General features: G+C 64.9%; 8 protein-coding genes. 6 read left to right on the top strand and 2 right to left on the bottom strand.

All coding sequences use genetic code 11. The features are described from left to right. Together ACLBXN_RS07840 and ACLBXN_RS07835 are read left to right on the top strand one after the other, a co-directional pair. On the top strand, positions 1-269 hold a 269-nt coding region (locus ACLBXN_RS07840; RefSeq protein ID WP_447611744.1), incomplete at its 5' end, for a hypothetical protein. A gap of 88 nt (positions 270-357) precedes the next feature. Continuing rightward, a complete protein-coding gene (locus tag ACLBXN_RS07835; protein WP_447611743.1) occupies positions 358-5,199 on the top strand; it encodes a DUF3320 domain-containing protein in 4,842 nt (1,613 codons plus the stop codon). 88 nt (positions 5,200-5,287) lie between these two features. Here the strand turns inward: ACLBXN_RS07835 and ACLBXN_RS07830 are convergent, their stop codons facing one another. Next, positions 5,288-5,797, bottom strand: coding sequence for a hypothetical protein (locus tag ACLBXN_RS07830; RefSeq protein ID WP_043005525.1), 510 nt, complete (start codon positions 5,795-5,797; stop codon positions 5,288-5,290). 188 nt (positions 5,798-5,985) lie between these two features. Between ACLBXN_RS07830 and ACLBXN_RS07825 the strand changes: the two genes are divergently transcribed. Then, positions 5,986-6,456: a helix-turn-helix domain-containing protein gene (locus ACLBXN_RS07825; protein ID WP_447611742.1), complete on the top strand. Its 471-nt coding sequence runs from the start codon at positions 5,986-5,988 to the stop codon at positions 6,454-6,456. Between the two features lie 48 nt (positions 6,457-6,504). Here the strand turns inward: ACLBXN_RS07825 and ACLBXN_RS07820 are convergent, their stop codons facing one another. Then, positions 6,505-7,527: a GlxA family transcriptional regulator gene (locus ACLBXN_RS07820; protein ID WP_447611741.1), complete on the bottom strand. Its 1,023-nt coding sequence runs from the start codon at positions 7,525-7,527 to the stop codon at positions 6,505-6,507. A gap of 179 nt (positions 7,528-7,706) precedes the next feature. Here ACLBXN_RS07820 and ACLBXN_RS07815 point away from each other — a divergent pair, with 179 nt between their 5' ends. From ACLBXN_RS07815 to fghA, 3 genes are all read left to right on the top strand, one after another. Continuing rightward, positions 7,707-8,495, top strand: coding sequence for a hypothetical protein (locus ACLBXN_RS07815; protein ID WP_447611740.1), 789 nt, complete (start codon positions 7,707-7,709; stop codon positions 8,493-8,495). A gap of 429 nt (positions 8,496-8,924) precedes the next feature. Further along, the gene (locus ACLBXN_RS07810) at positions 8,925-10,046 is read left to right on the top strand and encodes an S-(hydroxymethyl)glutathione dehydrogenase/class III alcohol dehydrogenase (protein ID WP_407713829.1); all 1,122 of its coding nucleotides are present in this window, start codon (positions 8,925-8,927) and stop codon (positions 10,044-10,046) included. A gap of 252 nt (positions 10,047-10,298) precedes the next feature. Then, positions 10,299-11,150, top strand: coding sequence for an S-formylglutathione hydrolase (gene fghA / locus ACLBXN_RS07805; RefSeq protein ID WP_447611739.1), 852 nt, complete (start codon positions 10,299-10,301; stop codon positions 11,148-11,150). Positions 11,151-11,163: the final 13 nt, after the last annotated feature.

Here is an 11,163-nt window from a genome sequence, read left to right as displayed (position 1 = left end):
TTCGCGAGGCTGCCCTGGGCGTGATGTGGAAGAAGGCGATCACCGATGGCGTGGTGCTCAGCGTCAATGCAGACGCCGGACGCCAGTACATTGATGGCGAAGGCCAGCAGCTCTGGCATGCCGGCCTGTACCTGTCTTCTCCGCATCGGGCAGCGGTTCAGTGGAAAGTGGGCCTGACCAGCAGCCAGGACCATGCATCGGCGCTTTCCAGCGGCGGCAGCGGCTATCGCTACACCAGTCTGGTTGCCTTCATGCGCCTTCCGTTCTAGAGAGCGCAAGATGACGGGCCTGCGCGCACCTGCTTCGCAGGCTGTTTTCCCAGTACAGTGAGCGGCTACTGATTGATCTGGGAAATCCATGTCCGCCAATGTGAATCACGGCGCAGTCGCAGACGCTACCGAATCCATGCCTGACGAGGCCGCAGCGCCCATCGCCCGCCAACTCGAAAAAAGCCGCCAGGCACTGCTGGACCTGTCCACACGCAACCGTCTCCTGAGCCTGCCTCAGGCCGCCACGGCACGCGTGCTGCATTTCGCGGATGAGCGCACGGACGAGGTCTATCGCCTGCTGGCGGGCGAAAGCAAGTCCATGAGCTTTGCGCCGGCCAAGGCCGATGAGGAGCAAGTAGCCGCCGACCCGGCCGAGGAACAAGAGACACCGGCCACCCCCGCCCTGCCCCAGCCCGAGGAAGGCGTCGACGAGCAGCTCGATGCGCGCGGTGTGGCCCAGCGCCATCGTGACCTGAAGCTGCAGACGCGCCTGTCCAGCGAGAAGCTGCAGCGCCGCCTGCTGGACATGTACTCCGACGCCCGCACCTTCATCGAGGAACAGGGCGTCAACATCCTTTTTCTGGCCCTGGGTCAGCTGCAATGGTTTGACCGCAATGCGCCCGAAAAGCCGCGATTTGCGCCGCTGATTCTGCTGCCCGTGGCACTGGAGCGCAAAAGCGCAGCCGAGCGCTTCACCCTGTCCTGGTTGCAGGAGGATGCGGCAGAGAACCTGTCGCTGGCGGCCAAGCTCAAGGCCGACTTTGGCCTGGAGCTGCCCGAATTCAATGCCGGCGACGACTTCGATCCCGCCGCCTATCTGGCCTCGGTCACAACCATGGCTGCCGCCCAGCCCGGCTGGCAGGTGCTGCCCGATGCCATGACGCTGGGCTTCTTCAGCTTTGCCAAATTCCTGATGTACCGCGATCTGGATGCTGCGACCTGGCCGCCGGAAAAGCGACTCGACCGGCAGGCACTGATTGCCGCCACGCTGCGGCAGGGCTTCGAGGCTCGCGAACATCTGTTCCCCGAAGACGCCGATATCGACCAGTTGATCCCCGTGGACAGCCAGCGCCATGTGGTCGATGCGGACAGCTCGCAGTCACTGGCCATAGAAGCAGTGCGCCGAGGCGAGAACCTCGTCATCCAGGGCCCGCCGGGCACGGGCAAGTCCCAGACCATCACGAACGTGATTGCAGCAGCGATTGCCGATGGCAAGAAAGTGCTGTTCATCTCCGAGAAGATGGCCGCGCTGGAGGTGGTGAACCGGCGCCTCAAATCCGTGGGCCTGGGACCCGCCTGCCTGGAACTGCACAGCCACCACACCCACAAGCGCAAGGTGCTGGAAGAGCTCAAGGCAACGCGCGATCTGGGCAAGCCGCGTGTGGAGCACCGCGAGCAAATCATCCACGAGCTGAGCAGCGTGCAGCAGCAGCTCAACGCGCACAGCCGGACCATGCATCAGGCGCTGGCGCCCTGCGCACTCACGCCCTACCAGATCCTGGGCCAGCTGGCGCGGCTGGATGCGGTGCAGATCGCGCATCTGCCCGATCTGCTGCAAGACGCACAGAACTGGTCGCCCGAGGGCTTTCGTTCACGCCAGCAGATTGCCGAAGCGCTGCGCCAGGCGGCGTCCAAGGTGAGCCCGGTGACCGGGCACGCATGGCGCGGCGTTTGCCACCCGGCACTGCTCAAGCTCGATGCGCAACGTTTCGCCCAGCAACTGCCCACGCTGCAGGCAATACTGGCCCGGTTGCAGCACGATAGTGCGCTGTTGGCGCAATCCCTGAGCACGCCGGCCGCACAGACCCTGCAGACTCTGCATGAGCAGATCGCGCTGGCGCAGCAGCTCGCCAGTGCCCCGTCCCTAGACCGGCAGGCCGTCGCCAGCAGCATCTGGGATCAGGGCCTGGGCCACCTGCACAAGCTGGTCGAATGCGGCGCCCAGTTCAGCCGGCAGGCGCAGAGCCTGCGCGGCAGCTTTGCAGAATCCGCCTGGACGGCGGACTGGAACGCCCCGCGCCAAAGCATCGCCGCACATGGCGACTCGCTGTTTCGCATTTTCAACAGCGGCTACCGCGCAGCGATGGCCAGCCTCAAGGGCCAGCTGAAAACGACATTGCCGAGCTCACGGGCAGAGCGTCTGAACCTGCTCGACAGCCTGATCGGAGCCCAGCAGCTGCGCCAGAGCCTGGGCCAGCAGCAGACCCTGGGGGCAGATGCCTTTGGCAGCCTGTGGCTGGGCGAGCAAAGCGACTGGGCGCAATTGCAGGCCGTGCTGGGCTGGATGGCCGGCCCCGACGGACGGGGCCGCAGTGCTGCCTTTCGCCAGCTCTATGCCCAGCTGCCATCACCCGCACATTGCGCGGAGCTGGCCGCCAGGGCCGATGCATCGCGGCAGGCATTCGAGAATGCTGCGCAAGGCGTGCTGAGCGGCTACCAGCTCGATACGCAGGAAGCTTTTGACGCCGCCGACCTGGCCCGTATCCCGCTGACGGATTTCGGCGAGCGACTCGGGCAATGGCTCGCCGAGCCGGACGCCTTGCTGGACTGGACCTCCTACCACGCCACCCGGGAGCAGGCGCGCGCAGCCGGCATGGCCGCCCTGGTGCAGCAGCTCGAGAATGCATCCATTGCACAAGATGCCCTGCCCGCCAGCCTGGAGCGAGCCTATTACGAGTCTCTGCTGCGTCAGGCCACCCAGGCTCACCCCGAGCTGGTCGCCTTCAACGGCGATCAGCACAGCCAGAAGGTGCGCCAGTTCCGGGCGCTGGATCTGGAGCGCATAGAGCTCGCGCGCGCCCAGTCGGCACTCTCGCATTACGAGCAGGTGCCCCGCAGCGCATCCGGCATGGGCCCGCTTGGCGTGCTCAATGGCGAGATTGCGCGCAAGCGCGGCCATATGCCGCTGCGCAAGCTGTTCAAGCTCGCAGGTGAGGCCGTCCAGGCCATCAAGCCCGTGTTCATGATGAGCCCGCTGTCCGTGGCCCAGTTTCTGGAGCCAGGCGCGGTCGAGTTCGACCTGCTGGTGATCGACGAGGCCAGCCAGATAGAGCCCGTGGATGCGCTCGGCGCCATCGCCCGCTGCAGGCAGCTGGTGGTGGTGGGCGATGACCGGCAGTTGCCGCCCACGCGATTTTTCTCGCGCATGACCAGCGAGCAGGAGGACTTCGACGACGAGGACGTGAACGGGGACGTCAGCCAGCTCATCGCCGGAGCAGCCGATGTGGAGAGCATTCTGAGCCTGTGCTTGGCCAAGGGCATGCCCCAGCTCATGCTGCGCTGGCACTACCGCAGCCGCCACCAGTCGCTGATAGCGGTGTCCAACCAGCAGTTCTACAACAGCGGCCTTTACGTCGTGCCCAGCCCCTATACCACTCGCTCGGGCATGGGGCTGCGCTTTCACCATCTGCCCGAAGGCCGCTTTGACAGCGGCGCCAGCCGCATCAACCGTGTCGAGGCACAGACCATTGCGCGCGCGATCATGCAGCACGCACTGCAGTCGCCACAGCTCAGCCTGGGCGTGGCCGCTTTCTCGCTGCAGCAGAAAGTCGCCATCCAGGACGAGCTGGAACTGCTGCGTCGCCAGCAGCCCGAGGCCGAGCCCTTTTTTGTCGCCCATCCCAACGAGCCCTTCTTCATCAAGAACCTGGAAAACGTGCAGGGCGACGAGCGCGATGTGATCTTTATTTCTGTGGCCTATGCGCGCAATGCGCAAGGCTATCTGCCAATGCGCTTCGGCCCGGTGAGCGCCGATGGAGGCGAGCGCCGGCTGAACGTGCTGATCTCGCGCGCCAAGCAGCGCTGTGAGGTGTTTTCATCCATCACCGCCGACGACATCGATCTGGAACGCGGAAAAGGCAAGGGCGTGGCTGCGCTCAAGGTATTCCTGCAATACGCGGCCACCGGCCAGTTGGCCCTGGCCAGTGTCAGCGGACGCGATCTGGAGTCGCCGCTTGAAGAAGATGTGTACGAGGCGCTGACGGCCCAGGGTCTGCAGCTGCAGACGCAGATCGGCATTGCGGGCTTTTTCATCGACCTGGCCGTGGTCGACCCCGAGCAGCCAGGGCGCTATCTGCTCGGCATCGAGTGCGACGGCATGAGCTATCACCACAGCCGCAGCGCGCGCGACCGTGACCGCTTGCGCCAGTCGGTGCTGGAGAGCCAGGGCTGGACACTGCTGCGCATCTGGGGCTGCGACTGGTTCCGCCAGCCGCGCGCCCAGACCGAGCGCGTGCTGGCTGCCGTCGAAGCGGCCAGACAATCCAGGGATTTGGCAGAGAATCAGCCTCCAGCCCTTATGTACCAAGCGCAGGCCGCTACAGAAGTCATAGAGCGCGCAGCACTGTCCGATGCCGGCAGCGCCGACACCGAGCTGGCCGCCGCCCATGACGGCAGCCTTTATCAGGAAGCCCGCTTTGCCGTTCCGACCGGAGAGCTGCATCAGCAATCCACCACGCAGCTGGCCCAGCTGATGCGCCGCGCGGTGGAGCTGGAAGGACCGATTCATTTTGACGAGCTGGTCACCCGCATGCGTACGCTCTGGGGTCTGCAACGCGCGGGCAGCCGCGTGCGCGATGCGCTGGAGCAGGCGCGGCAATCGCTGCTGGCCGATGAGGCGCTGGCCGTCGACGGGGAGTTTCTCGATCTGCCGGGACGGGCGGTGCGGGTACGCAATCGCTCCGAGGTCGGCTCGGCCAATCTGCGCCGCATCGACTGCCTGCCGCCAGCCGAGATCCGTGCAGCGATTGCCCAGGCCCTCAGATCCAGCCTGGGTGGTCAGCGCGACGAGTTGCCCGCCGCCGTGGCCCGGCTGCTGGGCCTGAGCGCCGTCACCGCGCCCGTGCGCGAACTCGTGCTGACGCAGCTCGATGCACTACATGGCAGCGGCGCCGTGGCATTCAACGGAACGCTGTACCGGCTGCCGGCCTGACTCCTGGGCCGACCTCGAAAACGCCCTGAAGCAGTTCAGGGCGTTTTTCGTTTCGCAGCGCTGCCTCTGACCGCCGGGCACATTCCTGTCAGTGCTCGTCGCTGACCTTGTGGTCTTCGCTCTTGGCCTGCTGCATCGCTTCAGGCTCCAGCTCTTCCGCCGAGCGGTTCAGGTGCACGAACACGCCCCATCCCGCGAGCAGGACGCCCACGGAAACCAGCAAGGCTGCGGGATACAGCATCTGCTCGGGGGTTTCCTGCGCCTTGAAGGTCGCCACCAGGCCCTCGATCGCCAGGGCCACCACCAGCACCACCATGAAACGTGACAGAAAGCGGCGTACCCGCGTCGGCCCGCTGATATGGGCCTCGCGCACCACTTCCTCCTCCACCATGGTCTGCGAGATCTGCAATGCCACCACGCCCGAGGCCAGAATTCCCAGCGCCTCCACCGCATGCAGCGTGGACTCCGGCTGCAAGCCTCCCACGATGACGCCCCAGGCCTTGGTCACGGCAATCCACACCAGGCTCAGCGCGGCAAAACCGAACAGCAGGGCAATCAGGGAATGGGTGACGGCGTAAATCAGGTGAACAAGCTTCATGGCGCAACCTCCGGATATGCCGCCAATGCTCGCAGACCTCGGGTGGGCGCCCCGTAGGACAGACATGGAACTGGTCCGCGCTACGTACCCGGCGCGCCCGTCCCGAACACCCTTGCCGCTGGTCATCGGTTACAGGCCAGCACCCGGTTTTGCTCATTTCGACCGCCAAATCGAAATACCATTGCGCAATGCCCCGCCAGAACACCAGTCCCGCAGACTTTCCGCCAGCCATCCTGGCACAGATCGAAGAACTTGCCCAAGGCATCGTGGCGCAGCGCAAGCAACGGGGCGAAACACAGGCGCAGTGGGCGGCCAAGCTCGGCATCTCCCAACCGACCATGGCGCGCATCGAGCGCGGCGATCCCTCCGTGGCCATGGCAACCTATGTGTCCTGCCTGTGGCAGCTCAACCCTGCGCTGGATCTGACCCGGCTGCTCGCCCCTGCGGCAACGCAGGCCAGGACGCCAGCACTGGCACCGGCATGCCGTGCGGAGGCGCCTAGCCTCGACAGGAAAAGAAATGCCGTGCCAAAGAAGGCGAAACCCGCCGCCGAGCCTGTCATCAAGACCGTGAACCACGATGAGCAGCAGGCGCAGATCGAGCGCAATTTTGCAGCCGCCAAGGCTGCTCTGGATTTCTTCAAGAGCCCTCTGTTCTGATCGGCTGGCCGAAAAAACGGCTGCTTCCGACAGAATGCCGCAAGCCCATCAGTCTCCGAACCGCTCCCGATAGGCCACGGGTGTGATGCCCAGCTTGCGCACGAACAGATGCCGCAGCGCCTGCTCTGAGCCGAGGCCGACCTTGGCGGCCACGGTCTTGAGCGGCAGGGAGCCCAGATTCTCCAGCAACTGCTTGGCGCGCTCCAGGCGGGCGTTCTCCACAAAGCTGCTGGGGCTGCAGCCGGTCTCCTGCTGAAAGACGCGGCGAAAGTTGCGCTCGCTCATCGCGGCCTTGTCCGCCAGCAGCGCCAGCGGCATGGGCTGGTCCAGATGCTCCAGCACCCACTGCTGGGCGGCCTGCACGGCGCTGTGCTGCGTGGCCTGTGCGGCCAGGGAAACGCTGAACTGCGACTGACCGCCGGGGCGCTTGAGATACATGACCAGATCGCGCGCCACCTGCAGCGCCAGCGCATGGCCGAAGTCATGCTCCACCACCGCCAGCGCCAGATCGATACCGGCGGTGACGCCAGCCGAAGTCCAGAGCTGACGCATGCCGTCGCTGTCCTTGATTTCGTCGCACACGTAGATCGCATCGGCATCCACCTGCACCCGCGGATAACGCTGGGCAAGCGCCCCGGCCACACTCCAGTGCGTGGCCGCGCGGCGCTCATCGAGCAGACCGGCTGCTGCCAGAAAAAAGCTGCCACTGCACAACGCAATCATGCGCCCGACCCCTGGCGCCACTCGCGCCACCCAGTCCACCAGCTCGGGCGAGGCCGCCAGCACCTGCTCGATATGGCGCGCCCCCACCAGCAGCACCGTGCACCCCGTGCCCTCGGCCTCGACCTGCGCCAGGGTATGGCTGGCCTGCAAGCCCATCAAAGTGTCCGAGGGCACCAGACCGGCCTGCGACGCCACCACCCGCACCATATATCCGTCAGGCAGGCCCTTCTGCCGCAGATGCACATTGGCATAGTCAAACACGGACATGGGACCAATGGCTTCCAGCGCCTTGAAGCCGGGGTAGACAACCAGATCGACGCGGTGGGCGCCAGCGTGATGGTGTTCCATACAAAAATCAGAGCAGTTCAAGCATATAAAACCAGCGCTGCAGGCACTTGCAGCGCACAAGCCTCGACTATACGCAAGCCCTCTTGGCACCTCGGACCGGCCGACTCATCCACTGCTAAAGTCCGGGGCTTCTACCCCTTTGCCCGCCCATGATTCCCGGACCTCTTTTCACACTGCCCATGCTGTTGCTGCTGCTCGCTCCCCTGGTGGCAGCCGGCCTGAGCCTGTGGCTGCTGCTGCGCGGGCTGTTCTGGTGGCAGCGCCATCGGCACGCACCCAGCTCCAAGCGCCCGCCGTTCTGGCACTGGCCCGTCGTGGTGGTGGCGATACTGGCCCTGGTCGGCGATCTCTGGGGCCTGGTGCTGGCGCGCAAGCTGGTGCAGATTGAAGAGGCCGTGACGCTGCGGGCCCACTATCGAGAAAGCCGACAGCGCTTTGTACTGCCCGAGGACTTCCGCTATGGCGAGCAGCTATTCCCCAAAGGCACCTTGATCAATCGCTACGACGCCTTTGACAACGGCGAGCGCCAGCGCCCGCTTGGTCTGCGAGGCCTGAGTACGGCGCGCTTCGCACAGCCGGTGCAGATCGCAGGCGCCTGGGTCATCGCCATCGGCAACTACACGGTGGAACTGGCCCGCGACCAGCGCCTCGGTCCGGTGTTCCACTTCGATCCCGACGTCAACCCGGGTTATGGCGCCTGGGTGGTCGACCCGAAGCGACCTTTTCTGGAATGCCGCGAGGGCGATATCGCCAGCCTGCATGTGCCCTTGATCGACTATGACATTCAGGCCGAGTTTCTGGTCGGAGCCCCCGATGGCCCCGAGGCGCGTTACCGCCCCAGTCAATGGGGGTACATCGACTGCCAAGCAGGCAAGACCGCGATTGAAGTGCAGCCGGCCTATGATGGCCCGGCGCCGTCAGGCGCACACCTGCCGGTATGGGGGACGCTGATACCGAATGAGGATTGAGCTGGAGACGCTAAGCGCGCCAATACTCTGTGCTGCCCGCGATGATCCGACTTGGGTGTGACGACCAGGTCCTCCACGATCAATGCTGCGACGCATGCTGCCCGAACCGCCAGCAAGAACGCGGTCAAGTTGCTGATGATGTTCAAGGGCCCGCCAGCGGCAGGATGGACGCTGGCTATGCCGTCCCTATGATGGCGGCCTCAGCCGGAGTGCAAAGCGGCTGATCAGGATTCATGGAATCGCCAGTCGGCGGAAGACGATCCCGCGAACCGTGTGACATTCGGCCAAAGAGCCGCCATCTGCGGCCACGAATTTCCCTAGGGCGACGGGATCGCCTACATTCACACTTCACACCCGGTGCGCCCGGCCCGGCCCAGACGCCGCCTCGGGCAACCACCGCATCCTCAGCCTTCCAAGAAAGACCTGCCCATGAAATCCCGCGCCGCCGTAGCCTTCAAAGCCGGAGAACCCCTGCAAATCGTCGAAATCGACGTCGCGCCGCCCAAGGCTGGCGAGGTGCTGGTCAAGATCACCCATACCGGCGTCTGTCACACCGACGCCTTCACCCTGAGCGGCGACGATCCCGAAGGCATCTTCCCCGCCGTGCTGGGCCACGAAGGCGCGGGCATCGTGGTGGAAGTGGGCGAAGGCGTGACCAGCGTCCAGCCCGGCGATCATGTGATTCCGCTGTACACCGCTGAGTGCGGCGAATGCCTGTTCTGCAAGAGCGGCAAGACCAATCTGTGCGTGGCAGTGCGCGCCACCCAGGGCAAGGGCGTGATGCCCGACGGCACGACACGCTTCAGCTACAAGGGCGAGCCCATCTATCACTACATGGGCTGCTCGACCTTCAGCGAATACACCGTGGTTGCCGCCGTCTCGCTGGCCAAGGTCAACCCCGATGCCAACCCCGAGCAGGTCTGCCTGCTGGGCTGCGGCGTGACCACCGGTCTGGGCGCCGTCAAGAACACCGCCAAGGTGCAGGAAGGCGACACCGTGGCCGTGTTCGGCCTGGGCGGCATCGGCCTGGCCGTGATCCAGGGTGCCAAGCTGGCCAAGGCCGGCCGCATCATCGCCGTCGACACCAACCCCGGCAAGTTCGACCTGGCCAGGACCTTCGGCGCCACCGACTGCGTGAACCCCAAGGACTTCGACAAGCCCATCCAGCAAGTGATCGTCGAGATGACGGGCTGGGGCGTGGACCACAGCTTCGAATGCATCGGCAATGTGGAGGTGATGCGCGCGGCGCTGGAATGCGCCCACCGCGGCTGGGGCCAGTCGGTCATCATCGGCGTGGCCGGTGCCGGTCAGGAGATCAAGACCCGCCCCTTCCAGCTGGTGACCGGCCGCAAGTGGCTGGGTACGGCCTTTGGCGGCGTCAAGGGCCGCAGCGAGCTGCCCGGCATGGTGGAAGATGCTATGGCCGGCAAGATTCAGCTCGAACCCTTCGTGACCCACACCATGGGCCTGAAGCACATCAACGAAGCCTTCGAGCTGATGCACGAAGGCAAGTCGATTCGCTCGGTGGTCAACTACGCCGACGCTTCGTAACTCCCTGAGGCGCTTCGCCTGGGCGGCCCTGCGCCTTCCCCCTTTCTCGCTTCGCGGAAGGGGGACGACACCCTCGGTGCGCGGCGGCGCTTCCTCGGTGTCTCATCGATGGGCCGCGCCAGTTTTGAAGAACCACCCAGTGCTTTGAATTTCATAGCTGCTTGCGCATGCTTTGATTCATATTTAGATATAAAACAGCTGCAAACGCTTGATTGACGAGCGCAAGCAGCTTTTCTTTTAGGAGTGACTGCCATGGAACTCAAGAACGCCCATGCCTGCTTTGGTGGTGCCCAGCGCTATTACGAACACCATAGTTCCGAGACCGGCCTCGCCATGAAGTTCTCGGTCTATCTGCCGCCCAAGGCCGTGATGGGTGAGAAGGTGCCGGCCCTGCTCTATCTGGCCGGCCTGACCTGTACCGAAGAAACCTTCATGATCAAGGCCGGCGCCCAGCGCCTGGCCTCCGAACTCAATATCGCCCTGATCTGCCCCGATACCAGCCCACGCGGCGCTGGCCTGGCGGGCGAGGCCGACAGCTGGGACTTTGGCGTGGGCGCCGGCTTCTACCTGGATGCGACCACCCGGCCCTGGGCGCTGCACTGGCGCATGGAGAGCTACATCCTCAATGACCTGCTGCCCCAGGTCGGCAGCAAGCTGCCCGTGGACCTGCAGCGTCTGGGCATCTTCGGCCACAGCATGGGCGGCCACGGCGCGCTGACCCTGGCATTGCGCCACCCCGGCCGGTTCAGGTCGGTCTCGGCCTTTGCACCGATTGCCAACCCGCTCAACTGCCCCTGGGGCCACAAGGCTTTCAGCGGCTATCTGGGCGAAGACAAGGCCGAATGGGCCAGGCATGACGCCAGCGAGCTGATGAGCGCGCAGACCGCAGCACCCTACCCCGCAGGCATCCTCGTCGACCAGGGCCTGGCCGACAAGTTCCTGATCGAAAAGCAATTGCTGCCCGAAGCCTTCGAAGCCGCCTGCGCCAAGGCTGGCCAACCGCTCACGCTGCGCCGGCATGCGGGCTACGACCATGGCTACTATTTCATCCAGAGCTTTGTCGACGACCATCTGCGCCACCATGCGCAGCAGCTGGGAGCCTGATTCTGCGGGCGTG

The organism is Comamonas sp. C24C (assembly GCF_053345995.1).
Note: the sequence above shows the minus strand (reverse complement) of the source record. Positions and strands in the feature narration are given on the sequence as shown.

What these genes read in the sequence shown, in the direction of transcription:
- ACLBXN_RS07810 (WP_407713829.1), top strand. Translation starts at nt 8,925, where the DNA reads ATGAAATCCCGCGCCGCCGTAGCCTTCAAAGCCGGAGAACCCCTGCAA.
- ACLBXN_RS07835 (WP_447611743.1), top strand. Translation starts at nt 358, where the DNA reads ATGTCCGCCAATGTGAATCACGGCGCAGTCGCAGACGCTACCGAATCC.
- ACLBXN_RS07820 (WP_447611741.1), bottom strand. Translation starts at nt 7,527, where the DNA reads ATGGAACACCATCACGCTGGCGCCCACCGCGTCGATCTGGTTGTCTAC.
- fghA (WP_447611739.1), top strand. Translation starts at nt 10,299, where the DNA reads ATGGAACTCAAGAACGCCCATGCCTGCTTTGGTGGTGCCCAGCGCTAT.
- ACLBXN_RS07825 (WP_447611742.1), top strand. Translation starts at nt 5,986, where the DNA reads ATGCCCCGCCAGAACACCAGTCCCGCAGACTTTCCGCCAGCCATCCTG.
- ACLBXN_RS07815 (WP_447611740.1), top strand. Translation starts at nt 7,707, where the DNA reads ATGCTGTTGCTGCTGCTCGCTCCCCTGGTGGCAGCCGGCCTGAGCCTG.
- ACLBXN_RS07830 (WP_043005525.1), bottom strand. Translation starts at nt 5,797, where the DNA reads ATGAAGCTTGTTCACCTGATTTACGCCGTCACCCATTCCCTGATTGCC.